The organism is Pseudomonas abieticivorans, assembly GCF_023509015.1.
Taxonomy (GTDB): domain Bacteria; phylum Pseudomonadota; class Gammaproteobacteria; order Pseudomonadales; family Pseudomonadaceae; genus Aquipseudomonas; species Aquipseudomonas abieticivorans.
Window position 1 is genome coordinate 3,361,743 of sequence record NZ_CP094975.1, and the last position, 24,913, is coordinate 3,386,655.

At 61.7% G+C, this 24,913-nt stretch carries 24 protein-coding genes; 15 read left to right on the plus strand and 9 right to left on the minus strand.

The annotated features are described in order from the left end of the window. The first annotated feature begins 20 nt into the window (after nt 1-20). The 4 genes from L9B60_RS15400 (at nt 21) to L9B60_RS15415 (ending at nt 3,656) form a co-directional block, all read left to right on the plus strand. The gene (locus L9B60_RS15400) at nt 21-584 is read left to right on the plus strand and encodes a GNAT family N-acetyltransferase (RefSeq protein ID WP_249671514.1); all 564 of its coding nucleotides are present in this window, start codon (nt 21-23) and stop codon (nt 582-584) included. A 66-nt stretch (nt 585-650) separates the two neighbouring features. Further along, nucleotides 651-1,520, plus strand: a complete 870-nt coding sequence (tesB, locus tag L9B60_RS15405) for an acyl-CoA thioesterase II (RefSeq protein WP_249671515.1) — start codon at nt 651-653, stop codon at nt 1,518-1,520. Next, the gene (locus L9B60_RS15410; RefSeq protein WP_249671516.1) at nt 1,517-2,104 is read left to right on the plus strand and encodes an HAD family hydrolase; all 588 of its coding nucleotides are present in this window, start codon (nt 1,517-1,519) and stop codon (nt 2,102-2,104) included. Before tesB ends, L9B60_RS15410 begins: the two co-directional genes overlap by 4 nt. A 274-nt stretch (nt 2,105-2,378) precedes the next feature. Continuing rightward, entirely contained in the window at nt 2,379-3,656 is a 1,278-nt protein-coding gene (locus L9B60_RS15415; RefSeq protein ID WP_438865984.1) for a carbohydrate porin, read from the plus strand. Here the strand turns inward: L9B60_RS15415 and ypfJ are convergent, their stop codons facing one another. Further along, entirely contained in the window at nt 3,657-4,553 is an 897-nt protein-coding gene (gene ypfJ / locus L9B60_RS15420) for a KPN_02809 family neutral zinc metallopeptidase (protein WP_249671518.1), read from the minus strand. It abuts the gene before it with no gap. 152 nt (nt 4,554-4,705) lie between these two features. On the opposite strand from ypfJ, the gene pcaH reads away from it, so the two are divergent. Continuing rightward, the gene (gene pcaH / locus L9B60_RS15425; protein WP_249671519.1) at nt 4,706-5,425 is read left to right on the plus strand and encodes a protocatechuate 3,4-dioxygenase subunit beta; all 720 of its coding nucleotides are present in this window, start codon (nt 4,706-4,708) and stop codon (nt 5,423-5,425) included. 12 nt (nt 5,426-5,437) lie between these two features. Continuing rightward, the gene (gene pcaG, locus L9B60_RS15430) at nt 5,438-6,043 is read left to right on the plus strand and encodes a protocatechuate 3,4-dioxygenase subunit alpha (protein WP_249671520.1); all 606 of its coding nucleotides are present in this window, start codon (nt 5,438-5,440) and stop codon (nt 6,041-6,043) included. A gap of 58 nt (nt 6,044-6,101) precedes the next feature. Here the strand turns inward: pcaG and L9B60_RS15435 are convergent, their stop codons facing one another. Then, complete coding sequence (locus L9B60_RS15435; protein WP_249671521.1) at nt 6,102-6,935, minus strand: aldo/keto reductase; 834 nt, start codon at nt 6,933-6,935, stop codon at nt 6,102-6,104. Nucleotides 6,936-6,971: 36 nt separating this feature from the next. Continuing rightward, a complete protein-coding gene (locus L9B60_RS15440; protein ID WP_249671522.1) occupies nt 6,972-8,690 on the minus strand; it encodes an FAD-dependent oxidoreductase in 1,719 nt (572 codons plus the stop codon). Between the two features lie 192 nt (nt 8,691-8,882). Between L9B60_RS15440 and L9B60_RS15445 the strand changes: the two genes are divergently transcribed. Next, complete coding sequence (locus tag L9B60_RS15445; protein WP_249671523.1) at nt 8,883-9,659, plus strand: IclR family transcriptional regulator; 777 nt, start codon at nt 8,883-8,885, stop codon at nt 9,657-9,659. A 70-nt stretch (nt 9,660-9,729) separates the two neighbouring features. Then, a complete protein-coding gene (locus L9B60_RS15450; protein ID WP_249671524.1) occupies nt 9,730-10,545 on the plus strand; it encodes a sugar phosphate isomerase/epimerase family protein in 816 nt (271 codons plus the stop codon). Between the two features lie 54 nt (nt 10,546-10,599). Here the strand turns inward: L9B60_RS15450 and L9B60_RS15455 are convergent, their stop codons facing one another. Beyond that, entirely contained in the window at nt 10,600-11,931 is a 1,332-nt protein-coding gene (locus L9B60_RS15455) for an MFS transporter (RefSeq protein ID WP_249671525.1), read from the minus strand. Nucleotides 11,932-12,495: 564 nt separating this feature from the next. Here L9B60_RS15455 and quiC point away from each other — a divergent pair. Next, nucleotides 12,496-14,406, plus strand: a complete 1,911-nt coding sequence (quiC, locus tag L9B60_RS15460) for a 3-dehydroshikimate dehydratase QuiC (protein ID WP_249671526.1) — start codon at nt 12,496-12,498, stop codon at nt 14,404-14,406. A gap of 111 nt (nt 14,407-14,517) precedes the next feature. Beyond that, a complete protein-coding gene (locus L9B60_RS15465) occupies nt 14,518-15,186 on the plus strand; it encodes a TetR/AcrR family transcriptional regulator (RefSeq protein WP_249671527.1) in 669 nt (222 codons plus the stop codon). Here the strand turns inward: L9B60_RS15465 and L9B60_RS15470 are convergent. The 3 genes from L9B60_RS15470 to L9B60_RS15480 form a co-directional block, all read right to left on the minus strand. After that, nucleotides 15,128-16,852 (minus strand): FAD-dependent oxidoreductase, encoded by a 1,725-nt coding sequence (locus L9B60_RS15470; RefSeq protein WP_249671528.1) that lies wholly within the window; start codon nt 16,850-16,852, stop codon nt 15,128-15,130. The genes L9B60_RS15465 and L9B60_RS15470 overlap by 59 nt on opposite strands. Nucleotides 16,853-16,863: 11 nt before the next feature. Then, nucleotides 16,864-17,184 (minus strand): NIPSNAP family protein, encoded by a 321-nt coding sequence (locus L9B60_RS15475; RefSeq protein ID WP_249671529.1) that lies wholly within the window; start codon nt 17,182-17,184, stop codon nt 16,864-16,866. 67 nt (nt 17,185-17,251) lie between these two features. Further along, nucleotides 17,252-18,061 carry a shikimate dehydrogenase family protein gene (locus L9B60_RS15480; RefSeq protein ID WP_249671530.1) on the minus strand — a complete coding sequence of 270 codons (810 nt, stop codon included), beginning with the start codon at nt 18,059-18,061 and terminating at the stop codon, nt 17,252-17,254. 138 nt (nt 18,062-18,199) lie between these two features. Here L9B60_RS15480 and L9B60_RS15485 point away from each other — a divergent pair, with 138 nt between their 5' ends. Beyond that, nucleotides 18,200-18,970 carry an IclR family transcriptional regulator domain-containing protein gene (locus L9B60_RS15485; RefSeq protein WP_249671531.1) on the plus strand — a complete coding sequence of 257 codons (771 nt, stop codon included), beginning with the start codon at nt 18,200-18,202 and terminating at the stop codon, nt 18,968-18,970. 20 nt (nt 18,971-18,990) lie between these two features. Here L9B60_RS15485 and L9B60_RS15490 read toward each other — a convergent pair whose 3' ends face one another. Both L9B60_RS15490 and aroQ read right to left on the minus strand, forming a co-directional pair. Further along, nucleotides 18,991-19,851 carry a shikimate dehydrogenase gene (locus tag L9B60_RS15490; RefSeq protein WP_249671532.1) on the minus strand — a complete coding sequence of 287 codons (861 nt, stop codon included), beginning with the start codon at nt 19,849-19,851 and terminating at the stop codon, nt 18,991-18,993. A 5-nt stretch (nt 19,852-19,856) separates the two neighbouring features. Next, the gene (aroQ, locus tag L9B60_RS15495) at nt 19,857-20,306 is read right to left on the minus strand and encodes a type II 3-dehydroquinate dehydratase (protein ID WP_249671533.1); all 450 of its coding nucleotides are present in this window, start codon (nt 20,304-20,306) and stop codon (nt 19,857-19,859) included. Between the two features lie 187 nt (nt 20,307-20,493). Between aroQ and L9B60_RS15500 the strand changes: the two genes are divergently transcribed. From L9B60_RS15500 to L9B60_RS15515, 4 genes are all read left to right on the plus strand, one after another. Next, nucleotides 20,494-21,000 carry an RNA polymerase sigma factor gene (locus L9B60_RS15500; RefSeq protein ID WP_249671534.1) on the plus strand — a complete coding sequence of 169 codons (507 nt, stop codon included), beginning with the start codon at nt 20,494-20,496 and terminating at the stop codon, nt 20,998-21,000. Between the two features lie 66 nt (nt 21,001-21,066). Beyond that, complete coding sequence (locus L9B60_RS15505; RefSeq protein WP_249671535.1) at nt 21,067-21,258, plus strand: FecR/PupR family sigma factor regulator; 192 nt, start codon at nt 21,067-21,069, stop codon at nt 21,256-21,258. Between the two features lie 118 nt (nt 21,259-21,376). Continuing rightward, on the plus strand, nt 21,377-24,046 hold the full coding sequence (locus L9B60_RS15510) for a TonB-dependent receptor (RefSeq protein ID WP_249671536.1): 2,670 nt from the start codon (nt 21,377-21,379) through the stop codon (nt 24,044-24,046). A gap of 82 nt (nt 24,047-24,128) precedes the next feature. Then, nucleotides 24,129-24,746: a heme acquisition protein HasA gene (locus L9B60_RS15515; RefSeq protein WP_249671537.1), complete on the plus strand. Its 618-nt coding sequence runs from the start codon at nt 24,129-24,131 to the stop codon at nt 24,744-24,746. Nucleotides 24,747-24,913 lie beyond the last annotated feature (167 nt).

Here is a 24,913-nt window from a genome sequence, read left to right on the forward strand (position 1 = left end):
CACAAACAAGGGGATGAATAATGATTGTGGAGCTGGAAAGCGCGCGCCTGCTGTTGCGCCAATGGCGCGACGAGGACTTGCCGGAGTTTGCCGCCCTGTGCGCCGACCCCCAGGTGATGCGCTATTTCCCCGAGGCTCTCAGCCGGCTGGAGAGTGCCGCGCTGATCGGCCGTATCCGCGGCCATTTCAACGAGCACGGTTTCGGCCTGTGGGCGCTGGAGCGCAAGGACACCGGGGCATTTATCGGCTTTACCGGGCTGGGCGTGGTGGGTTTCGATGCGCCCTTCGCCCCGGCCGTGGAGATCGGCTGGCGTCTGGGTCGTCGCCACTGGGGCTTGGGCTTTGCCAGCGAGGCCGCCTGGACGGCCCTGCGCTGTGGCTTCGGGCAACTGGGCCTGGAGCAAGTGGTGTCGTTCACCGCGCTGTCCAATACCCCGTCGGAAAAAGTCATGCAGGCCATCGGCATGCAACGCGTCAAGGACGGCGACTTCGACCACCCCAAACTCCCCCAGAGGCACCCCTTGGAGCGCCACCTGCTGTACCGGATCAGCCGCGCCCAGTGGCTGGAGACGTTGCACGGCTAAAGTCTGATGCGGCAATGGGCCAGTCAAGCCTGTATCATTTGCTCATTAAAGTTTGGGAGATAACACATGAGCCATGTGCTGGACGATCTGGTCGATCTGTTGACCCTGGAGCCGATCGAAGAAAACCTGTTCCGTGGCCGCAGCCAGGACCTGGGCTTCCGCCAGTTGTTCGGCGGCCAGGTGCTGGGCCAGTCGTTGTCGGCGGCCAGCCAGACGGTCGAGGACGAGCGCCACGTGCACTCGCTGCACGGCTATTTCCTGCGCCCGGGTGATGCCCAGTTGCCGGTGGTGTACATGGTTGACCGCGTGCGCGATGGCGGCAGCTTCAGCACCCGGCGCGTGACTGCGGTGCAGAAGGGCCAGCCGATCTTCACCGGCAGCCTGTCGTTCCAGTACGACGAGGAAGGTTTCGAGCACCAGGCCAGCATGCCGCAGGTGGTGGGCCCGGAAAACCTGCCCACCGAACTTGAGCTGACCGAGCGCGTGGCCCACCTGCTGCCCGAGCACATCCGCGAAAAACTGCTGTGCGCCAAGCCTATCGAGGTTCGCCCGGTCACCGAGCGCGACCCCTACAACCCGTTGCCGGGCGACCCGCTCAAGTACGTGTGGTTTCGCGCCGACGGCAGCCTGCCCGACGTGCCGGCCCTGCATAAATACCTGCTGGCCTATGCCTCGGACTTCGGCCTGTTGACCACCGCGTTGATGCCCCATGGCAAATCGGTTTGGCACAAGGACATGCAACTGGCCAGCCTGGATCACGCCCTGTGGTTCCACGGCAACCTGCGTGCCGACGAGTGGCTGCTGTACGCGATGGACAGCCCCTGGGCCGCCAACTCCCGTGGCTTCTGCCGCGGCAGTATCTACAACCGCGCCGGCCAATTGGTAGCCTCGTCTGCCCAGGAAGGCCTGATCCGCCACCGCAAGGATTGGGCATGAGCCTGGCCGCCATTCGTCACTGGGTGTTCGACATGGACGGTACCCTGACAGTGGCGGCGCATGACTTCGCCGCCATCCGCGAGGCGCTGCAGATACCCGCCGAGGACGACATCCTTACCCACTTGGCCGGGTTGCCCGCCGAGGTCGCCCAAGCCAAGCACGCCTGGTTGCTGGAGCACGAGCGCGACCTAGCCGTCGCCTCCAAGCCTGCCGCCGGTGCGGTGGAACTGGTGCGCGAGCTGGCCGGGCGTGGCTATCGCCTGGGCATCCTGACCCGCAACGCCCAGGAGCTGGCGCACATCACCCTGGCGGCCATTGGCATCGATGACTGTTTTGCCCGGCCCGACGTGCTCGGCCGCGAAGATGCCGCGCCCAAGCCCAGCCCGGACGGCCTGCTCAAACTGGCACGGGCCTGGGGGGTAAAACCTGAAGAAATGGTCATGGTGGGCGACTACCGCTTCGACCTGGACTGCGGGCGCGCGGCAGGCACCAAGACCGTATTGGTGAACCTGGCGCAGAACCCGTGGCCGGAGTTGGCCGATTGGCATGCGCCGGATTGCGGGGCACTGGCGCGGTTGATTTGAAAAGGTGGCGTCTTCTTCGCGGGTAAATCCGCTCCTGCACGGCCCCAGTAGGAGCGGGTTTATCGGCGAACCGATCACCTCGATCCATGGATGTAAACTAACTATTACGAACATTGCGTGAATTCTTGCAATAAAGAATTACATGTACCCGGCTTAATCATTGCCTTGCTAACGATTACGATCAAGCCATTGAAACGCCGTCTTTTTTTCGGCTGTCTGCCTTGCTCCTCCGATTCTGTAGAGACCTATGTTTACCCTATCCCCACGCACCATCATGACTTCGGGTCTGGTGGCGGGCCTGTCTTTGGGCTCGCTTCTGGCTGTTATCCCCAATGCCGCATTTGCCGACGATGATGATTGGGCAACGCGCTCGACCATGACCGGTGACTGGGGTGGCGAGCGCAAGAAGCTGATGGACGCGGGCGTGAACCTGACCGGTGACTACGTCTCCGAAACCCTGCGCAATTTCCAGGGTGGGATCAAGAAGGGCACGCGCTATACCCAGCAGATCCGCTTGGGCGCGCAATTCGACCTGAACAAATTGCTGGGCATGGAAAACGCCGGCACCGTCCAGTTCACGATCAACGACCGCCGCGGCAACAGCGCCTCCGACGACTTGGTGGGCAACCGCTTGCCCGCGCAGGAGTCCTACGGTGGCATGTACACCCGTATCGCCGAGCTTAGCTACCAGCGCAGCCTCTTCACCCCGGACCTGACCACCAAGGTCGGCTTCATGTCCATGGGTAACGACTTCGGTGGCATGGGCGTGCTCACCAACTTCGTCAACGCCGGCTTCTGCGCGCACCCGTTGTCGATGTCCGGTGGCAGCGGTTGGGGTAACTACCCCACCGGCCACTGGGGCGCCGAGTTGCGCTACAAGATCAACCCCGAGTGGACCGTGCAGACCGCCGTGTTCCAGGTCAACCCGGACGCCAACAGCGCGTCGCGCTATGGCATGCGCATGACCACCGACAAAGGCACCGGCGCCATCGCCCCGATCGAGGCGATCTACACCCGCTCCGGCTACCTGGAAGGCCAGTACAAGTTCGGCTGGTACTACGACAGCTCCAACGTGCAGAAAATCGGTGGCACCTCCAAGGCCAGCGGTCGCAGCGGCGCCTACGTGCTGGCTGACCAGACCGTGTGGCGAGACGAAGCCGACAGTGCCCGCAGCTTGCACGTGTTTGGCCAGGCGACCGAAGCCGACGCCGCCACCTCGCCGTTCCGCCACTGGTACTCGGTGGGCGTGGTGCTGCACAAGCCGTTCGCCAATCGCCCGGCCGACACCGTGGGCGTGGCCTTTGGCCGCGCGGTGGTCAACCCGCGCACCCGTGCCGTGCAGGAAAACGCCGCTGCCAGCCTGGCTGCCGCCGACCAGATCGATAACCTGGACACCGGCGAGCAGTTACTGGAGCTCAGCTACGGCGCGCAAATCACCCCGTGGTTGCTGCTGCGCCCAGACCTTCAATACATCAAGGAGCCGGGCGCCTTTTACGGCGTGAAGCGTGACAACGCGCTGCTGGCCGGCCTGCAGATCAAAAGCACGTTCTGACTACAGGCTCTTGGCGCCAAAGGTGTCGCACTGGTTCAACTGGCCTTGGGCAAACCCGGTCTTGAACCAGCGCACCCGCTGCGCCGACGTGCCATGGGTGAAGGAGTCGGGTACTACCCGGCCCTGGCCCTGCTGCTGCAACCGGTCATCGCCAATGGCGTTGGCCGCGTTCAGCGCCTCTTCCACATCCCCAGGCTCCAGCCAGTTCAGGCGTTTTTGCGCGTGATAGGCCCACACCCCCGCCAGGCAATCGGCCTGCAATTCCTGCCGTACCAACAAGCCATTGGCGCCTTCCATGCGTTGCCCTGCCTTGCGCGCCGCATCCACTTTGGCCGACACCCCCAGCAGGGTCTGCACGTGGTGGCCGATTTCGTGGGCGATCACGTAGGCCTGGGCGAAGTCACCCGCCGCGGAGAAGCGCTGGGCCATTTCCTTGAAAAACGCCATGTCCAGGTACACCCGTTGGTCACCCGGGCAATAGAATGGGCCCGTGGCCGAGGTGGCGTAACCGCAGGCCGAACTGACTTGGCCATTGAACAGCACCAGTTTGGGGTCTGAGTATTGGCGACCCGCCTGCTGGAAAATCTGGCCCCAAGTGTCTTCGGTGTCGCCCAGTACCGCGCGCACGAAATCCGCCTGTTCGTCGTTGGCAGGCGGGGCAGGGCGGCTGCGGTTATCCACGGGGGCGGTTTGCGGCTGGCTCAGTTGCCCGGTCAGTTGCCCCAGTATCTGCATGGGGTCTTGCCCGGTGAGTAGGCCGAAGCCGACGATCAACACCACGGCGGTCAGGCTCAAGCCTTTCCCGCCAATGCGCAGGCCGCCGCCACCGCCGGCTCCCGAATCATCGCCGCGTGCATCGACGACGTTGTCGCTGCGCCTGCCTTTTTTCCAGAGCATGGGGCATTCCTCTTCAGGGCCTGTGGCAGTATCCATAACCATATGGTTATGGGTTAAAGGGTTAAATTCAGTTTTCGTTGTAGGTTTAATCCCTGAGACTAGTCTGAAGCCTGTCCGCAGGTCCTCTATAAATCAAATAATAGGAGAACGACATGTCTTCCCAAGACACCAGTCGCTTCATTATCCGTGATCGTAATTGGCACCCCAAAGCCCTGACCCCTGACTACAAGACCTCCGTGCCGCGTTCACCGCGCCAGGCCTTGGTGAGCATTCCGCAATCTGCCAGCGAATCCACCGGCCCTGATTTCTCGCACCTCAAGTTCGGCCAGCACGACAATGACCTGCTGCTGAACTTCAACAACGGCGGCTTGCCGATCGGTGAGCGCATCATCCTGGCCGGCCGCGTGTGCGACCAATACGGCAAGCCGATCCCCCATACCCTGGTGGAAATCTGGCAAGCCAATGCCGGTGGCCGCTATCGCCACAAGAACGACCGTTACCTGGCGCCGCTGGACCCCAACTTCGGGGGCGTGGGCCGCATGCTCACCGACAGCGAAGGCTACTACAACTTCCGCACCATCAAGCCGGGCCCGTACCCTTGGCGCAACGGCCCCAACGACTGGCGCCCGGCGCACATCCACGTGTCCGTCAGCGGCCCGTCGATTTCGACCCGCCTGATCACCCAGCTGTATTTCGAAGGCGACCCACTGATTCCGATGTGCCCGATCGTCAAATCGATCAACGACCCGCAAGCCGTGCAAAGCCTGATCGCCCGTCTTGATATGAACCACGCCAACCCCATGGACGCGCTGGCCTATCGCTTCGACATCGTCTTGCGCGGTCAGCGCAAGACTCACTTCGAAAACCGCTGAGGAGCAACGACCATGCCTATTACTTTGCTCAAGGAAACTCCTTCTCAGACCGCTGGCCCGTATGTGCATATCGGCCTGGCCCTGTCCGCTGCCGGCAACCCGCCGCGCGACCAGGAAATCTGGAACGAGATGGCCAAGCCTGGCGCCCCCGGCGAACACATCCTGTTGGTGGGCAACGTCTACGACGGCAACGGCCACCTGGTGCGCGATTCGTTCCTGGAGTTCTGGCAGGCTGACGCCAGCGGCCACTACGACATGGACTACAACCTGGAGAAGCCGTTCAACAGCTTCGGCCGCACCGCCACCACGTTCGATGCCGGTGGCTGGACCTTGAACACCATCAAGCCGGGCGTCGTGAAAAACGGCGCCGGTGTACCGATGGCGCCGCACATCAACGTCACGTTGTTTGCCCGTGGGATCAACATCCACCTGCAAACCCGCCTGTACTTCGATGACGAAGGCGAAGCCAACGGCAAGTGCCCGGTGCTGAACCTGATCGAACAGCCACAGCGTCGCGAGACCTTGGTGGCAACCCGCTGCGAAATCGACGGCAAGACGGCCTACCGTTTTGACATCCGCATCCAGGGTGAAGGCGAGACGGTGTTTTTCGACTTCTGATCGATAAGCATGCACAAAAAAACCGCCATTGATTGGCGGTTTTTTTGTGGTTTTCCGATTATCGCTGTGGGGCATCCCACTGCGGCGCGAACGGTGGGCTCACCATGCGCTGATCCTTGGGCAGTGCCGCGATCATGGCGCGGTCCTCATCATCGAGCTCAACCTTGAACGACGCCAGGTTGCTCAGTTGGTTCTCTTTGCTCGCCGCCTTCGGGATGGCCGCCACGTTCGGTTGGTCCAACAGCCACTTCAATGCCACCTGGGTCGGCAGCACGCCATGTTTCTCGGCGATCTGACGGATCACCGGCATCTCGGACACCTTGTTGCGCACGATCGGGCTATAGGCCGTCAGGGCCATGTCGTGCTGGCGCACGAAGTCCAGCAGGGCGTTCTGGCCCAGGGTCACGTGGTATTCCACCTGCAGCACCGACAGCGGTGCGCCGAACTCCTCAACCACCTTGCGCAACAGCGGCAGCGGGAAGTTGGCCACGCCGATGTTGCGTGCGCGCCCGTCTTCCTTGAAGGACACCAGGGTCTCGATGGCCTTGGCCACGTCCCAATCCTTGCCTGGCCAGTGGATCATGAACAGATCCACGTAATCGCTTTGCAGCGCTTTGAGGGTGTTGTCGAACGAGGCGCGCATGTCTTGCGGGGCCAGCTTGTCCCACCACACCTTGCTGGTGACGTGGATCTGCTCGCGGGGCACACTCGATTGCACCAGGGCGTTGCCCACGGCGTCTTCGTTGTTGTAACCAGCGGCGGTGTCGATGTGCCGGTAGCCCACCTCCAGCGCCAGGGCCACGGCGCGGGTGCATTCCTCACCGACCATGGGCCAGGTGCCCAGGCCGAGTTTCGGCATGTTCAGGTGGTGACGATTGACGAGGTTGTGCATGGTCGTTGTTCCCTAGCGTGAATGTATGGGCGGTGCTTATTCGTACTGCGAGGCGGCGGCCATGTGCCTTGCGGCGATGTAGCCGAAGGTGGTGGCCGGGCCTAGGTTGATGCCACCTGCCGGATAGTAGCCGCCCATCATGCTGGCCATGTCGGTGCCCGCAGCATAGAGCCCGGTGATGGCCTGGCCCTGGGCGTCGAGTACCTGGGCATGTTCGTTGGTGCTCAGGCCGGCGAAGGTGCCGAAGCTGCCGGCTTGAACCTTGACCGCGTAAAACGGGCCCTGTTCGATCGGCGCCACGCAGGGGTTAGGCTGGTGCAGCGCATCACCCTGTTTGCGGTTATAGGCCGTGGCGCCGCGGCCGAACTGCGGGTCCTGGCCGTTGCGCGCATGGCGGTTGAATTCGCTGACCGTGTGGCCCAGGCCGGCCGGGTCGATGCCGCAGGCGATGGCCAACTCCTCGATGGTGTTGCCGGTTTTCAAGTAGCCGGAGCGAATATACGGGCCCACTGGCAGCGGGAACGGCCGCGAGATGCCCAGGCCGTAGCGACGCTGGAAGGGGTGGCTGCAAATCAGCCAGGAGGCCACTTCGTCGCCCGGTGCCTGGTCGACCATGGCCTTGGCGTAGTCGTAGTAACCGCCGGCCTCGTTGACGAAACGCTGGCCGTTGGCGAGCACGCCGATGATGCCTGGCTTGCCGCGTTCGATGATGTGCGGGAAGTGGCCGAAGCTGCCGTCTTTGTATGGCACTTTCGACACTGGGCACCAGGCGGCGGGGCTGACCAGGTCATCGGCCAGCTTGCCGCCGACGCTTTCGCCCAGGCGCAGGCCATCACCGTTGGCGCCCAGCGGCGGTAGGGCCAAATGCTCCTGGCCGGTGGGCGTGCGCGGGAACAGCGCCTTGCGCCGCTCGATGTCATTGGGAAAACCACCCGCAGCCAGCACCACGCCCTTGCGCGCATTGATCGTTACGCGCCCCTTGGCGGTTTCGACTACCGCACCAGTGACACGACCGTCGGCGTGGATCAGGCTTTTGGCCGGCGCCGACTCCCATAGCAACACACCCAGGTCTTCGGCCGACTTGGCCAGCCGCGCCACCAGCGCCACGCCGTTGACCAAGTGCATGGCGCGGCCATTGAGCGCCAGATCCAGCAGGTGCTTGCTGAAGCGCTTGGTCACGTGCAGGAACGACTGCCACTTGCGGGTCATGGTCAGGAAGGCGGTCAGGTCGGCACCGGCCATGATCGGCATGCCCAGGAACGAGGTCTCGCGCATGGTCTTGCGCAGGCGCTTGAGGAGTTTGCCGACCTTGTAACCGCTGTAGGGCGCGGCAATCACCGAGCGCCCGCCGGTGCCGGCGCCAGGCGTGTCGCCGTGAATATCGGCGATGCCGTTGCCGTCGGCGAACTGCAGCGCGGTGTGCTTCTCGAAGAACGCCACCATGTTCGGCGCGGCCTCCAGGAAGGCGTCGACGATGGCCGGGTTAAAGCGATCACCCAGTTCGTGCTCCAGGTAAGTGCGCGGCAGCGAGCGGTCTTCATCGATGCCGCCGCGCTTGGCCAGCGGGTTGCACGGCACCCACATCCAGCCGCCAGACCAGGCCGTGGCGCCGCCGAACACGGGGTCTTTCTCTACCAGGATAACCTTCTGGCCGTGCCAGGCGGCGGTCACGGCAGCGGCCAGGCCCGCGGCGCCTGAGCCAATCACCAGCACGTCGCAGTCCACGGTGGTGTAGGGAGGGGTGTCGGCAGGCATGCAAAATCTCCTCGGGCGGCAGCTCGGTTTGTAAAGTGAAAGTTGTATTATTTTGGAACCGAGTTCCATATTCTAGATGCTGCGGCAAGGCCCGCCAAGTGGGCTGCCGATGGAAAGCGGGCGAAGATCGGACAGTGTTTGCGCTTTTGCCCGGCGTCTTTAGAATCGCCAGAAAATTCAGGACCGTGACCCATGGCCGGCAGTCAGATCGAACGCGCTTTCAGCCTTCTGGAAAGCCTTACCAGCGACCCGCGCGGGCTGCCCATGCAGACCCTCGCCGAGCAGTTGGACATTCCCAAGAGCGCTACCCACCGCATGCTCGGCGAGCTAGTGCGCCTGGGCTATGTGCGCCAGAACCCCGAGAATAGCCGCTACCACCTGAGCACCAAGCTGGTGGCCTTGGGGTTCCAGTACTTGGCCTGCAGTGGCGCCGATATCGTGCAGCCGATCCTCGATCGCCTGGCCCAGGAAACCGGCGAGTTGGTGCGCCTGGGGGTGATCGATGGCGAGCGGCAAACCTGGATCGCCAAGGCCCAGGGCGCCCGCTCGGGCCTGCGTTACGACCCGGAGATGGGCCGCGACGCGCCGCTGTTCTACACCGCCTCCGGGCATGCCTGGCTGGCCAGCCTAAGTGATAGCCAGGCGTTGGCGCTGGTGGAGGCCCAGGGGATCGCCAAGCGCGAAGACTTCGGCCCCAATGCGCCGGCAGACAACGCCGCGTTGCTGGAGCGCCTGCGCCTGGCCCGCGAACGCGGCTATGCCTGGGTCAACGAGAGTTCGGCCATTGGCACCTCGGCGTTGGCGGCGGTGGTGCGCCACCCACAGGATGGGCATGTGCTGGGCGTGCTCAGCGTGGCCGGGCCGACGGCACGCTTGAGCGAAGCCAAATTGCATGACTGGGCGCCGGTGTTGCTGGCGGCGGCGGTGGAGTTGTCGCAGGCGTGCCCGGCTTCAGAGTTATTCAACTGAACAGCTTGCACAAAACTGGAACTCGGTTCTAAATATTCGAAGACAACAACAATCTTCGAGGATTGCCGTTTTGACCGATCGCATCATTTCCCTGGCTGCCCTGACCGTGCTCGAGCTGTCGCCCCCCGACATGGTCGAAGTGGCTGCCCGTGCCGGCTACAGCCACGTGGGCCTGCGCACCGAGCCTGCGACCGCAGAGGAATATCACTTCCCGCTGGTGCGCGACGCCGAACTGCGCCGCCAGACTGCCGCGCGCCTGCGTGACACTGGCATCAAGGTGCTCGACATCGAGATCCTGCGGCTCAAGCCCGATACCGTGGTGGCGGACTTTGCCGCGCACTTGGCCGTGGGTGCCGAGTTTGGCGCCACCGAGTTGCTGGTGGCCGGCAATGACCCGGACGAGGCGCGGCTCACCGAGCGCTTTGCGCAACTGTGCGACTTGGCGCGGCCCTACGGGATACGCCCGCACCTGGAATTCATGCCCTGGACCGATGCCAAGGACCTGGCCCAGGCCATGCGCATTGTCGAGAACGCTGGGCGGGAAAACGCTTGCGTGCTGGTCGACGCCTTCCACTTCGACCGTTCGGCCTCGCGCCTGCACGACCTGAAGGCCTTGCCGGCCTTCCGCACGCACTACGTGCAATTGTGCGACGTGGCAGGCCCGCGACCGTACGACATGGCCGAAATCCTGCGCCAGGCGCGCAACGAACGGCGCTTCCCGGGGCAGGGTGACTGTGACCTGGTGGGGTTGTTGCAGGCGCTGCCGGCGGATCTGCCGGTGAGCCTGGAGATCCCCACGCGCCAGTTGCTGGAGCAGGGGATCAGTGCGCTGGAGCGGGCGCAGATGGCGATCGACAGCGCGCGGGAAGTGTTGGCGCGGGTGTAACGCTGTTCGCGGATAAACCGGGGCCCGGTTTATCCGCGAAACAACCACCTGGGGTTAACCTTCCTGAACCACCGGCACCTTGCGCGGCGCCATGAAGTACAACCACGCCAGTGCAATGAAGTACATCCCCGGAATGATCATGAACAACACCGTGTAGTTGTTGTTCGTCGCGGTCAGGATGTAGCCCACGATCTGCGTCATGAACATCCCGCCAATCGCCGCGCACATGCCGCCAAAGCCGAACACCGTGCTCATCATGTGTTTGGGCGTGTAGTCCATCACCATGCTCCAGATGTTCGCGGTCCAGGCCTGGTGCGCGGCAATCGCCAGGGAAATCGCCAGCACCGCCACCCACAGGTTGGCCGTGCCCGCAGCAAACACCACGGCGACGATGCACAGGGCAAACATCAACATCGACGTCATGCGCGCCTTCACCGGCGACACGCCGCGGCCTATCAGCCACGAGGACAGGATACCGCCGCCCACGCTGCCGAAGTCGGCGCTCAGGTAAATGATGATCAGCGGGATGCCCATCTGGGTCACGTTGATGCCCAGGTGGTATTGCTGGTTGAGGAACGGCGGCAGCCAGTACAGGTAGAACCAGAACACCGGCGCGGTCAGGAAATACGCGACGGCGAAAGCCCAGGTGCCGCGCATGCGCAAGATGCGGTGGAACGGCACGGCGGCCTGGTTCGGCTCCGGCTCGCCGGTCACGTACTCAAGCTCGGCCTTGTTCACGCTGGGGTGGTTTTCCGGGTCGTAGTAGTTGCGCGCCCACAGCACGGCCCAGGTCAGGCCCAGGAAAGAGATGGCCAGGAACGCCGCCTGCCAGCCCCACACGGTGAGGATCAACGGCAGCAGCACCGGGGTGATCATCGCGCCGACGTTGGTGCCGGCGTTGAAGATGCCGGTGGCCACCGCGCGCTCGCCGGCTGGGAACCACAGCCGGGTGGTCTTGACGCAGGCCGGGTAGTTGGCTGCTTCCGTCATGCCGAGAATGAAGCGGCACACCATGAACCCCACCGCCGAGGTGGCCAGGCCATGGGCGCCAGTCGCCAGGCTCCACAGCAACACGGCGCAGAAGAACACGCGCTTGACGCCGACTTTGTCGATCAGCCGACCCTGCAGCACGAAGCCGATGGCGTAGCCCACCTGGAACCAGAAGTTGATGTTGGCATAATCCATCGCCGTCCAGCTCATCTCCTTGGCCAGGATGGGCTGCATCACGCCCAGGGCGGCGCGGTCGATGTAGTTCAGGGTAGTGGCGAAGAACACCAGGGCGAGCATGCCCCAGCGGGTTTTGCCGATGGCCAGGGCGCCGCGCACTTTGTCGCCGACGCTGGCGCCGGCCGCTTGGGCCAGGCGAGATGAATTGGTCTGGATCATATTATTGTAACCATTCGTTTTGGACGGTGCAGGCACACACCATCGAACTTCGACTTCTATGAGACGCTGACGGCGCTGCGCAGGTTAATCGTGCACAGTCTTGTACCCGCTAGAGGGCAGGGGCACAGGATACCGATCAAGCCGGCGTGCGGGGCTGTTCTGGGTTGGGCAATGAAGCCACGGGTAAACCGGGGGAGGGAGCAAGGGCTGGTAGCATGGAGTATTACCCGTTATTGAAATTTTTATCGTGTAACTCTGGGTCTGAGTCTTGTGATCGGGTCCGCCGACTGGCTTTTGGCCGTCGGACGAACTTCAATGTGGGGAGGATGTTGCTCACTGCTCGAAAAATCGTCAATTAAAAGCACCGTCATCTGACCGATAATCGCACAGAAAACTAACTGGTTCGTACGCAGTGATTTGCGGTATAAAATCACTCTCAAAGAATTCAAATCCCCCGGTTGGCAAGGTCTTGCACCTGAAACCGGGCACCGACCGGAAACCGGCTCGCTGCAGCATTCGGGCCTGCCCTGACAGGCTCGGCCAGCAGCCAAATGGAGCTGAAACATGCATCGTTCTATTGCCACCGTCTCGTTGAGCGGTACCCTGCCGGAAAAACTCGAGGCGGCCGCAGCGGCGGGCTTCGACGGCGTCGAGATCTTCGAAAACGACTTGTTGTACTACGACGGCAGCCCTCGCGAAATTCGCCAGATGTGCGCCGACTTGGGCATCGAGATCACCCTGTTCCAGCCGTTCCGCGACTTTGAAGGTTGCCGCCGTGACTTCCTCAAGCGCAACGTCGAGCGCGCCGAGCGCAAGTTCGACTTGATGCAAGAGCTGGGTACCGACCTGGTGCTGGTGTGCAGCAACTGCCAGCCCGACTCCCTGGGTGACCGTCAGATCCTGCTGGACGACCTTAACCTGCTGGCCGAGCGCGCGGGTGCCCGTGGCCTGCGCATCGGTTACGAAGCTCTGGCGTGGGGCAAGCACGTCAACACCTACCAGCAAGTGTGGGACTTGGTGAGCACGGTCAATCACAAAAGCCTGGGCGTGATCCTCGACAGCTTCCACACCCTGTCGCTCAAGGGCGACCCGGCCGCCATCGCCCAGATCCCCGGCGACAAGATTTTCTACGTGCAGATGGCCGACGCGCCGATCCTGCAGATGGACGTGCTGGAGTGGAGCCGCCACTTCCGCTGCTTCCCGGGCCAGGGTGAGTTCGACTTGCCGAACTTTTTGGCGCCGATCATCAAGACCGGCTACACCGGCCCCCTGTCGTTGGAAATCTTCAACGACGGGTTCCGCGCCGCGCCGCCACGGGCCAATGCCGCCGACGGCCTGCGCTCGCTGCTGTACCTGGAAGAGAAAACCCGCACGCTGCTGGAGCAGGAGGCCACGCCAGTTGCCAACCTGGACATCCTGTTCAACCCGGCCCCGGCCAGCGAATACAACGGCGTTGAGTTCCTGGAGTTCGCGGTTGACGAAGCGCTGGGCGCCAAACTGAGCCACTGGCTGCAGCAACTGGGTTTCGCCAAGGCCGGCCAGCACAAGTCCAAGAGCGTGAGCCTGCTGCGCCAGGGTGATATCAACCTGATCCTGAACTCCGAGCCGTACTCGTTCGCCCACAACTTCTTCGAGTCCCACGGCCCGTCGCTGTGCGCCACGGCCATCCGGGTCAAGGACAGTGCCGCGGCGCTGGAGCGCGCGGTGGCTTACAAAGGCCAGCCGTTCCGTGGCCTGGTGGGGCCCAACGAGCGCGAACTGGCCGCAGTGCGCGCCCCTGATGGCAGCCTGATCTACCTGGTAGACAACGACGATGCCGGGCGCACCATCTACGACACCGACTTCAGTCTCGCAGACGTGGCGCCCAGCGATCTGGGCCTCAAGCGCATCGACCACATGGCCATGGCCATCCCGCCAGACAGCATGGACAGCTGGGTGCTGTTCTACAAAAGCCTGCTGGACTTCAAGGCTGATGACGAAGTGGTGCTGCCAGACCCCTACGGCCTGGTCAAAAGCCGTGCCCTGCGCAGCCGCTGCAGCACGATCCGCTTGCCACTGAACGTCTCGGAAAACCGCAACACGGCGATTTCCCACGCGCTGTCGACTTACCGCGGCTCGGGCGTGCACCACATCGCCTTCGACTGCGACGACATCTTCAAGGCCGTGAGCAAAGCCAAGGAAGCCGGCGTTGCGTTGCTGGACATCCCGCTGAACTACTACGACGACCTGGCCGCGCGCTTTGAATTCGATGAAGAATTCCTCAGCGAACTGGCCTACTACAACGTGCTGTACGACCGTGACGCCAATGGCGGCGAGTTGTTCCACGTGTACACCGAACCGTTCGAAGACCGCTTCTTCTTCGAAGTGATCCAGCGCCGCAACGGCTACACCGGCTACGGTGCGGCCAACGTGGCGGTGCGCCTGGCCGCCATGGCCAAGGCGCGCAACAAAGGTGTGCGCCACGCGAAACTGTAGGGATATGTCGCCAACCTGTAAGCCTTTGGAGGTAAACAAGGGCTTGCAGGCTTCCTTCGTTGCGCGGGTCGCTCCATAATTGCCGCTGTTAAACGATGGCCTGAGCCCATAATGACAATAAGTACAGAACTCCAAGCTGAGCCCGCCGAGGCGCCGCGCAAGAGTCGCAAGAACAACCCCGAGAAAACCCGCGAGAACATTCTTCAGGCGGCAATCACCGAATTCGTCCAGCAAGGCCTGGCCGGCGCCCGCGTCGATGCCATCGCCGAGCGCACCCAAACGTCCAAGCGCATGATCTATTACTACTTCGGCAGTAAAGAGCAACTCTACGTCGAGGTGCTGGAAAAACTCTACGGCGACATTCGCCGCACCGAAAGCAACCTGCACCTGGCCGAGCTTGCGCCGGAGGTGGGCATTCGCCGATTGGTGGAGTTCACCTTCGACCACCACGACCGCAATGTCGACTTTGTGCGCATCGTGTGCAACGAGAACATGCACAAGGGCGAATACATCAAGCAGTCCAGCGCCATCCGCGCGATGAACAAGACCGTGCTCAACGCCCTGGACGAGTTGCTCGCCCGCGGCGTGGCCGAAGGCAAGTTCCGCGACGGCCTGACGGCGCTGGACGTGCACCTGCTGATCAGTTCGTTCTGCTTTTACCGCGTATCCAACCAACACACCTTTGGCGAACTGTTCAACGTCGACTTTCACAATGCCGAAGTCAGGCAGCGTCATCGCGACATGATTGGCGACTCGGTGCTGCGCTACCTGCACCCGTAAGCGCAATCGCCAGGCCTGCGATATAGCCGAAGGTCAACGCCGGCCCCAGGGTGATGCCACCACTGGGGTAGTGCCCGCCCATCATGCTGGCCATGTCATTGCCCGCCGCGAACAATCCCTCGATCACCCTGCCCTGCGAATCCAGGGCACGGGCGCTGGCGTCGGTGCGCACGCCGACAAAGGTGCCCAGGCTGCCCGACACCAGTTTCACCGCGTAATAGGGGCCTTTTGTCAGAGCGCCCAGCGATGGGTTGGGGGCATGCAACGGCTCTCCCTGGGCGCGGTTGTAGGCGCTGGCGCCACGCTGGTAGTCCGGATCTTCGCCGCGCTCGGCGTGCAAGTTGAAACGCGCCACCGAGGCTTGCAATGCCGTGGCCTCGATGCCGCAGCGTTGCGCCAGTTCTGCCAGCGTACGGCCCTTGAACAGATAGCCCTGGCGAACGTGCCTTGCCGTTGGAAACGGAAAGGGCCGTGCCGCGCCGATGCCGTAACGCCGCTGCGCACGCTGGTCGCAGATCAGCCAGGCCTCGGGCGCTTCCCCGGTTGGCGTCACCCTGAACAATGCCTGCATGAAATCGTGATACGAGTCGGCCTCGTTGGTGAACCGCCGACCATTGGCGCGTACGGCAATGAAGCCTGGCTTGGCCCGGTCCATCAAGTGCGGAAAACCACTGTAGCTGCCGTCCTTGCGCGGCACCTTGGACACCGGGGCCCAGGCCGCCGCGTTGCTCAAGCCGGTGGCGATCAGCGCGCCGGCCTGTTCCGCCAGGCGCAGGCCGTCGCCGGTATTGCCGGGCGGCGCTGCCGAGCAATGCTCGGGGTGGGCGAACTGTTCGGCGATGCGCCGCCGGTCGTGGGGGAAGCCGCCCGCCGCCAGTACCACAGCCCGGCGCGCGTGGATCTGCGGGCCGCCATTGAGTTGCGCGCCGCTGACCCGGCCGTGCGCCTGCAGCAGCCGCTCTACCCGCGCCTGGGTCAGCACTTGCACGCCTTGGTCCAGCGCACTGCGCAGCAGCCGGGCCACCAGCGCGTTGCCATTGACCAGGTGCAGGCCGCGACCATGCAACAGGCGATCACGCCAATGCCGCAGCAGGCGCAGGCCCACGTACCAAGCCGAACGGGGCGAGCGTGTCGCGTTGAAAAAATGCGCCAGCTCGGCCCCGCCGGCGATGCCCATGCCGCCCAGGCTGATCAGGTCCAGCGGTTCGCGCAGTTTGCTCAACCACGGGCCAAGCAGGCGCCCGTCATATGGCTGCGCGCACAGCGAGCGGCCACCGGGGGCAGCGCCAGGCGCTTGGTGCATGTCGGGCATACGGCTGCCCGAATAGAATTTGAGCTGGGTATATTGCTCGAAAAACTCGACCATTTGCGGGCCGTGCGCAAGGTAGGCCCGCACCCGATCATCCAGCACTTCGCTGTGCAGTTCGTGCTGCAGGTAGCGCTCGACCTCGCCGGGGTTTTCGACCCGGCCTTCGGCCACAGCCAGCGGGTTGCCGGGGATCCACAGCCAACCGCCGGACCAGGCGCTGGTGCCGCCGATCTGGCTTTCCTTTTCTACCACGATGACTTTCAGGCCTTGGTGTGCGGCCGTCACCGCGGTGGCCAGGCCCGCGGCACCGGAGCCCACGACCAGTACATCGCAGTGCAGATGCTCAGGTGCGCTCATGGCTTATTCCTTCACTGCAGCGGCGAGAACGCGGTAGGGCGCATCAGGCGCGACTCCAGCGTGACCACGGCGTCGAGTTCCTTGTTCTTGCGGCTGAACTCCAGCCAGCGTGGGTCGGCGGCCATCGAGGTGCGGCGGGCCATGCGATCGTCCAGGCTGGTGTAGGCCCAGATGTGCACCACCTGGTTGACGGCGCCGACTTCGGTGGTGAAAAAGCCGATCAATTGGCCCAGGTGCTCGGTCTGCACGGCCAATGCATCGCTCTTGTACAGGGCCAGCCAGTCGCCCAGTTTGGTCGGCTTGATGGTGTAGGTGCGCAGTTCGTAGAACATGGTCTATCTCCGGATGATTGAATTGAGTGTAGGTGCGCCCGTTGCTGCAAGCGGCGCGTGTGACGGCTCAGGCGTCCAGCGGCATCACGCCCATGAAGGCGCCCAGGTTGCCCATCTGCGCCTTGGCCATTTCGGGCCCGGCCTGCACCCGGCAGCCGCGCTCGCGGGCGTAGGCCAGCAAGGGGGTAATCACCGGTTGGGTCACCACATCAGCCACCAGTGCCTGTGGCTTGAGGGTGTCGAGCAGGCTGGCCGGCAAGGCCATCTCACCGGTGTCGCCCATGCCCACAGGCGTCGCGTTGGCCACCAGGTCAAAAGCGGCCAGGTCGCCGTAGGCAAGGGCCAGGGTCAGCTTCGGAAAGTCCATGGCCAGCACATCGGCCAGCGCCTGGGCCTGGCCTTCGCGCACATCGGTGATCACCAGCTTCGCGATGCCTGCTTCGGCCAGGGCGTAGGCAATGGCTGCGCCCACGCCACCACTGCCAACCACCAGTGCCTGCTTGCCGGCCGCATCGAACCCGTGGGCGCGGGCGGCTTTTACAAAGCCTTCGCCGTCGACGTTGTCACCGATCAGCCGGCCATCGGTTTCGCGGCGGATCACGTTCACCGAGCGCAGCGCTTCGGCCCGCGGGCTCAGGCCGTCCAGCAGGGGGAACACGGCTTGCTTGTAGGGCACGGTCACCACGCAGCCGCGCAGGTTGTTCCAACCGCGCAGGGTGTCGACGAACGCCGGCAGGGCCTCGCGTTGCAGGTCGATGGGCAGCATGACCAGATCGCAATCGTGCTGGGCGAACCAGGCGTTGAAATTTTCCGGGGATTTAACTTGTGCGATGGGCGAGCCAAGGATGGCCACCAATGCTGTTGAGCCGCGAATCATGAAGTGCTCCGTTGGCGTTGTTGTAGGCCCATGGTGCGGCGAGCGTCGGCGGACAACAACGGCGCTGATCAGGCTTTTGGTTGTTAATCGCGGGGGCAGTGCGATAATCGCAGTCAAATGACAAAAAGGGGCTGATGCGTGACAACACCGCAGATCCATTCCCGCGACCTGATCGTGGGGCTGCAAAAAGGCCTGGCGTTGCTGCAACTGTTCAGCGCCGACCACCCCAAGCTCACCGTGCCGCTGGCCGCGCAGTTGTCCGGCATGACCCAGAGTGCCACCCGGCGGTTTTTGCTGACCCTGGTGCAAGAGTGCTTCGTCGAGACCGACGGGCGCCAGTATTGGCTGACCGCCAAGGCGCTGCGCATTGGCCAAGCCTATGTGGATTCGGCGCAGTTGCCGCGCATGCTGCGGCCGATCGTCGAACAGGTGGCGCGTGCCACCCAGGAACACATTTCGGTAGGTGTGCGCGACGGCGATGACATCGTGCACGTGGTGCGCAGCCGCTACAGCCATGTCTCGTCACTGTCGATCCGGCCCGGTTCGCGCCTGCCGCTGTATTGCACGGCCAGCGGGCGGATCTGGTTGTCTGTGTTGGATGAAGCGCAGTTGGATGAGTACCTGGCGCGCACTCGGCTGGAGGCGTTGACGCCCTACACGATAACTTCAGCCCAAAGGCTTAAAGCCGAACTGGCGCAAGTGCACAGCCAAGGGTTTTGTTGTGTCGACCAGGAGTTCGAAGCGGGGATGCGGGTGCTGAGCGTGCCGTTGCCAGATCGCAAGGGCGAGTTGAAAGCGGCGCTGTCGATCACCACCCACGCGTCACGGTTGACGGTGGGGGCGATGCAGCAGCGCTACTTGACGGCGCTGTACGAAGCGCAGGGGTTGCTCAAGCCGATTATCGAATAACGGCTGCTCGTGGCGCTGACTCAGCCATTCATACTGGCGAAATGCTCCATCATGCGCGCCGAATCCGGCTCGATGCCGCTGAACAATTCAAACGCTTTGACTGCCTGGAACACCGCCATGGTGCCACCGTCCAGTGTGCGGCAGCCCAGGGCGCGGGCTTCGCGCAGCAGTTCGGTTTCCAGCGGGAAGTAGACGATCTCGGCCACCCACAGGCCTTTGTGCAACATGTCCTTGGGCACGGGCATGCCCGGCAGCTTGGCCATGCCCATCGGCGTGGTGTTGACCAAGCCATCGGCTTGGGCCATGTCACCGGCCAGGTCCTTGCCGGCACGAGCACGGTTGCCCGGGAAGTGCTGGTTGAGGTTGTCGGCCAATGCCTGGGCGCGGCTCAGTTCCACGTCGTAAATGCTCAACTGCTCCACGCCTTCGATCAACAGCGCATGGCCCACGGCGGCACCGGCGCCGCCGGCACCCATTTGCACCACGCGCTTGCGCGGCGCCTCGGCCATGCCACGGCGAAAGCCTTCGGCAAAGCCCAGGCAGTCGGTGTTGTGGCCGATGCGCTTGCCGTCCTTGAGCACCACGGTGTTCACCGCGCCGATGCCACGGGCTTCCGGCGACAGGTCGTCGAGCAGCGGCAGAATCACCTGCTTGCAGGGGAACGTGATGTTAAGGCCGGTGAAGCTCATGCGCTCGGCGGCGGTCAGCAGGTCCTGCAGGGCGCTGGTGTCGAGCTTCAACTGATCCAGGTCGATCAGCCGGTACAGGTAGCCCAGGCCTTGCGCCGCGCCTTCGCGCTCGTGCAGGGCAGGGGTGCGGGAAGCCTGGATGCCGGAGCCGATCAGGCCGGCCAGAATGCTGGTTTTTTTGTTCTGGGACATGGGGTTCAACCTTTTTTATTGTTCAGCAGGTGGCCGACGTGTTCGAGCGCCAGGCGGTAGCCGTTAGTGCCGAAGCCTGCCATCACGGCCACGGCAATGCCGGAGATGTAGCTGTGATGGCGGAATTCTTCGCGCGCATGCACGTTGGAAATATGCACTTCGATCACCGGCAATTCAGCGGCGCTCAAGGCGTCGCGCAGGGCAATCGAGGTGTGGGTCCAGGCGCCAGGGTTGATCACCACTGCCGCGCAACGGCCGCGCGCCTGGTGAATCCAGTCGATGGCAACGCCTTCGTGGTTGGTCTGGCGAAATTCGACTTCAAGCCCGAGCGTGGCAGCGCTGCGCTGGCACAGGGCGTCGACGTCCGCGAGGGTTTCGTGGCCATAGGTAGCCGGTTCGCGGGTGCCGAGCATGTTGAGGTTCGGGCCGTTAAGCACCAGAACGGTACGACTCATCGGGAAACTCCCTTGTTATTTTTGGTGTGTATCGATGGAGCGAGTGCCTCTAAATTGTACTAACTAGTTAATTTGGTCAAATGAATTTGACGTCACCTCGTCTGATTGCCTACCTCTGTTACATTTGATACCCATTCTCAATGCGGCTTAAGATGCCCGCCTCTCGCATTGCACTTAGGGAAAAGGAGTGTTGGATAAGGATCTCAAGGCCCTGTTTGACGGGCATTCGCATAATTTGCAGCGTTACCTGACGCGACAGGTAAAAGACCCGCAATTGGCAGCCGACTTGGTTCAGGAGAGTTTCTTGCGCCTGGCCGAACAGCCATCGGGCAGTGCCAATGTGCTGACGGCGGCCTACTTGTACCGGGTGGCGCGCAACCTGATGATCGACCACATGCGCCAGGAGCATCGGCGCAAGACCCACACGTTTTCCGAGGAAGGGCTCGAGCCGGTGGTGGACGAAACTACCTGTCTCGAAACCCAGGCGATCGCCGCCCAGCAACGGCAAGCCTTGGCGGCGGCCCTGCGGGCATTGCCCGAGCGCACGCGCGAAATCGTCAGGTTGAATCGCATTGAAGGCATGACCCATGCGGAGGTTGCACGCCAGTTGGATATATCCGACAGTAGCGTGCAGAAGCATCTGGCACAGGGGCTGGTATTTATCATGCAGCGTCTGAAGGAAAAGTCTTACTAACGTCCTACGGCAATTGCTGAAGGACGATGGCATAGTAACGCCATCCCCAACCGTTGAGATTCACCCGTGGACCATTCGCAGAGCATCAATGAAACCGCCGCCCATTGGGCGGTGCGCCAGCAAGCCGGGCCATTGAACCTGATCGAGCAGAGCGCACTTGAGCAATGGCTGGCGCAAAACCCGCAGCACGCCCAAGCCTTGGCCTACGCAGAGCGGACTTGGGCTGCGCTCGGCCAGATGACGGCGGCCGACCTGTAGGCCGCGTCTGATCGTGCGTAAAGCGTTCAACTAAATTTACTGAGTTTTCCCGCCTTGGTCGTTTTGTCAGTGAGATCGATTCTCACCCACAAGATCTGCCAATCAAGGGAAAACCATAATGATCGTCTTGCAACGCAAGGGCCTGCGCGCCCTTGCCCTCAACCTGGGAATATTCGGACTGCTGGCCGGGGAAAGTCTGGTCTGTGCAGCCGAGCAGCGCGAAGGGCGGGAACACACCGCTCGCCAGGCGCTGCCGATTGACGTCGATATTCCCGCACAGCCACTGGACACGGCCGTCCAGGTGCTGGCGCAGCAGGCAGGTGTGCAAGTGCTGTTCGACCGCCAGTTGCTCCAGGGCCTGCGCAGTACCGAACTCAAACAAACCCTCAACCTTGAAGCCGCCCTGCAGCACCTGCTGGCCGGCCACCCCGTGCGCTACCAGTTTACCGGGGACCAGCAACTGACCCTGATCCCGCAACCGGCCAGCCAGGGCGCCGTCGAGCTTGAGCCGACGGACATCACCGCCAGCGCCGAAAAACCCGACGACTGGGTGTACCGGGCACCGCGTTCGATCTCGCTGATCAGCCGCGAGCAAATCGACAAACGCCCCCCGCGCCACGCCGCCGACATGCTTGAGGAAACCCCGGGCGTGTACACCGCCGTCAACCAGCGCGACCCTGGCCTGTCGGTCAACATCCGCGGTGTCCAGGACTACGGCCGGGTGAACATGAACATCGACGGCATGCGCCAGAACTTCAACGTCAACGGCCACCAGCAACGCAACGGCACCTTGCTGGTGGACCCGGAAATGCTCTCCGGCGTGCAAATCGATAAAGGCAGCCAATCCGGCATGGGCGGGGCAGGAGCACTGGGCGGCATCGCCACCTTCCGCACTTGGGAGGCTAGTGACTTTTTGACCGCCGACAAGGAATACGGAGGAAGGTTGCGCGCCGGCCATGGATTGGGAGTGATGGGCAATGGAACTTACTTCAATGGCAGCGGCGTGGTTGCTGTGGGGAATGAGGTGGGGGATCTGTTGGTGGGGGTCAGTGAACGGCATTTCGGGAATTATACGGCGGGGCAGAATAATGATACGAGGCTCGATGATAAAATCCGAAAGCATTGGGGGCGAAGCAACTTCTACAACGACTGGCTCGCCAGTGAAATTGGAGACAGTGGCAGTGTTACCCGTTCGCAAATGTTCAAGTTTGGCTTGAATCTGCCCCATGATCAGCGGGTGCAAGTTAACTATTTGCGTACGGACGCGGATAGTAAAAACTCTTGGGCGTGGTCAGATAATGAAGGTAACTTTATCGGGCATAAGCTGACTGGCAGGGATAATATCGCAGCGCATAATTATTCGCTGGACTATACCTATGTGCCGGATAATGCTTGGGTGGATGCAAGTGCAAAACTCTATTTTGTCAGGACTCAATTGAAACGTTGGGGTGCTGATAACGGACGATCTCTGGACTCAGCTAATCATCTGCCTGAATATAATAATCTCTTCCAAACCAACACCTGGGGCTTGCAGGTGGGGAACAAGTCCAGTTTCGAGCTAGGCGCGTGGGGGGCGTTGAAGTGGAGCCAGGGGGTGGATATCTACGAAGATCGTTCGTATGCCTCCACCGATCGTAAAGAGCAGCCGGGTAAAGGATTACCCTACGTGGAAGCCATGAACCCAAAGGGTATTCGGACGGTGGCGGGTGTGTTGACTGGTTTGGGCTATGAGTATGGCGATTGGTTGCAGGTGGAGGGTGGCCTTCGATATGACCAGGCCCGCTTGCAGGGAAGAACTGGCAACACTTACTGGGCGCCCACGACAGAAAGGAGGAAGTATCAAAAGTTTGTCAAGGTTTACGACGTGGATCGTCAATCGGGACATTTTTTGCCCACGCTCTCTGTTGGTATAAAGCCCGGTGTGGATTGGTTGGAGGTGTATGGGAAATGGGGGCGAGGCGCGCGAACCCCTGTTGCCACGGAAACGTTCATGTCGGGGCCACCACATGCCGGTGGCAGTGAGTTTGTCTATGCCAATCCGTTTCTTAAAGACGAGCGCTCTCGGGATTGGGAGTTGGGTTTGAATATCTTTAAGCATTCGCTGTTTACTACCGATGATCGACTGGTTGCCAAGATTGCTTACTTCAATACGCGTATTGATAATTTCATTTATACGGCGATGGGTATAACTATGCCAGGTAGGGGGGTTGGTGGCTTGGGCGAGATCATGGGGGTCAATAGTTTGAATGCTGCCAGGTTTCGCGGGTTTGATTACAAATTGAATTATGATATGGGTAGGGTTTATGGTGATTTTGTATATACTCAGATGATCGGTTCAAATAGGTTCTGTTCTCGAAGTTCTCCACTGGGCGGTGCACTTAAAATGCATGTGAATCCCGTTACAGGTGAGTATGGTTACGTTGATGATGCGGCTGGTAATCGCAGAGCGCATTGCAATAATATATTTGGGAATGCCAGTTATATGCCGGTTGATCGAGGGGCGGTCACATTGGGTTCGCGATTTTTCGATAGAAAGTTAGATGTCGGTTTGCGTTACAAGTTCAGTGATGGTAGTGGGGAGGACATCACGGGGTTTGGAAACGTAGGTTGGCCGCAGTACGGTACCTATGATGTATTCGCGAGTGCCCAACTGAGCAAACAATTAGGTGTAATGTTTGTATTGGAAAATACCACGGATGAAACCTACTTTGTGGGTATGGCTGACCAAGAGAACCTGAGCTTTGCCAAGGGACGGACCCTGACGGGGACCTTGCAGTACTCTTTCTAATGGTTAAAACAATTTGATGGATTTTGCTCAGTGTTGAGCAGAGAAGGGGCGGCTTTATCCGCCAATTAAGAAGGAAGTAAATATGGCTATCTCTGTTAATTATCCAGCTACCCAGGGTGCTACCTCGATTCAGGGCTATCTGAATTCATGGGCGTCTGAGTTTGATACCGCCGGGCATGGCAAAGCGAATACTGGATCGTTTAATAAAAATAACGGCTTCAACCCTGGAGGGGAGCAATATGGTACTCAAGCAAAGGTGGGTAATTATGCCTTTGTCGCTGAAAGCAACACCGATATGGGTTTGCACTATGAGTTCAGTATTTTCGGCCTGCCAAGCAGCAACCAAAACCACTACCTCTGGGGCAACCTGGACAACATCAAGCTCGGTGAAGGCCTGCAAGGAGGCAAAGGCACAAACTTCACCCTCGAGCAAAACGAAGTCAGTTTCAACGGCCTCGACCTCACTGCCGAGTTCGGTGCAGGTCGTGCCGGCAACCCTGTCCATGAACTGGTCTATGGCCTGATGAAAGGTGAAACCACCCAACTGGAAGCGCGCCTCAACGATCTGTTGGACGACTACAACCTGTCCACTGCATCGACCTTTGACCAAGTGGCGGCTGGCCTGGCGGCCGCGCCGTCGACCGTGCCCGCAGCACTGGTGGGGATGGCAGAGTTTGACGACTGGGCCATGGTGGCCTGATTTATAGCGACACCATGGAAAAGCGGATGGAAGAGCAATCTCCCATCCGCCTTTGTTGAGCACCGGCTCAGCCCGAGTTTTCGAAGGCCAGGGCTGCGCCGGTCACCGAATTTTGAGTTTAGCCACGCGCGGCTGTCAATGCGCGGGGCGAAGCCATGCCTATCAAG

Coding starts and splice junctions, on each gene's coding strand:
- L9B60_RS15415 (WP_438865984.1), top strand. CDS start 2,379: ATGACTTCGGGTCTGGTGGCGGGCCTGTCTTTGGGCTCGCTTCTGGCT.
- L9B60_RS15455 (WP_249671525.1), bottom strand. CDS start 11,931: ATGATCCAGACCAATTCATCTCGCCTGGCCCAAGCGGCCGGCGCCAGC.
- L9B60_RS15435 (WP_249671521.1), bottom strand. CDS start 6,935: ATGCACAACCTCGTCAATCGTCACCACCTGAACATGCCGAAACTCGGC.
- aroQ (WP_249671533.1), bottom strand. CDS start 20,306: ATGAGTCGTACCGTTCTGGTGCTTAACGGCCCGAACCTCAACATGCTC.
- ypfJ (WP_249671518.1), bottom strand. CDS start 4,553: ATGCTCTGGAAAAAAGGCAGGCGCAGCGACAACGTCGTCGATGCACGC.
- L9B60_RS15480 (WP_249671530.1), bottom strand. CDS start 18,061: ATGATTCGCGGCTCAACAGCATTGGTGGCCATCCTTGGCTCGCCCATC.
- L9B60_RS15440 (WP_249671522.1), bottom strand. CDS start 8,690: ATGCCTGCCGACACCCCTCCCTACACCACCGTGGACTGCGACGTGCTG.
- pcaG (WP_249671520.1), top strand. CDS start 5,438: ATGCCTATTACTTTGCTCAAGGAAACTCCTTCTCAGACCGCTGGCCCG.
- L9B60_RS15510 (WP_249671536.1), top strand. CDS start 21,377: ATGATCGTCTTGCAACGCAAGGGCCTGCGCGCCCTTGCCCTCAACCTG.
- L9B60_RS15470 (WP_249671528.1), bottom strand. CDS start 16,852: ATGAGCGCACCTGAGCATCTGCACTGCGATGTACTGGTCGTGGGCTCC.
- L9B60_RS15475 (WP_249671529.1), bottom strand. CDS start 17,184: ATGTTCTACGAACTGCGCACCTACACCATCAAGCCGACCAAACTGGGC.
- L9B60_RS15410 (WP_249671516.1), top strand. CDS start 1,517: ATGAGCCTGGCCGCCATTCGTCACTGGGTGTTCGACATGGACGGTACC.
- L9B60_RS15465 (WP_249671527.1), top strand. CDS start 14,518: ATGACAATAAGTACAGAACTCCAAGCTGAGCCCGCCGAGGCGCCGCGC.
- L9B60_RS15400 (WP_249671514.1), top strand. CDS start 21: ATGATTGTGGAGCTGGAAAGCGCGCGCCTGCTGTTGCGCCAATGGCGC.
- tesB (WP_249671515.1), top strand. CDS start 651: ATGAGCCATGTGCTGGACGATCTGGTCGATCTGTTGACCCTGGAGCCG.
- L9B60_RS15515 (WP_249671537.1), top strand. CDS start 24,129: ATGGCTATCTCTGTTAATTATCCAGCTACCCAGGGTGCTACCTCGATT.
- L9B60_RS15445 (WP_249671523.1), top strand. CDS start 8,883: ATGGCCGGCAGTCAGATCGAACGCGCTTTCAGCCTTCTGGAAAGCCTT.
- L9B60_RS15490 (WP_249671532.1), bottom strand. CDS start 19,851: ATGTCCCAGAACAAAAAAACCAGCATTCTGGCCGGCCTGATCGGCTCC.
- pcaH (WP_249671519.1), top strand. CDS start 4,706: ATGTCTTCCCAAGACACCAGTCGCTTCATTATCCGTGATCGTAATTGG.
- quiC (WP_249671526.1), top strand. CDS start 12,496: ATGCATCGTTCTATTGCCACCGTCTCGTTGAGCGGTACCCTGCCGGAA.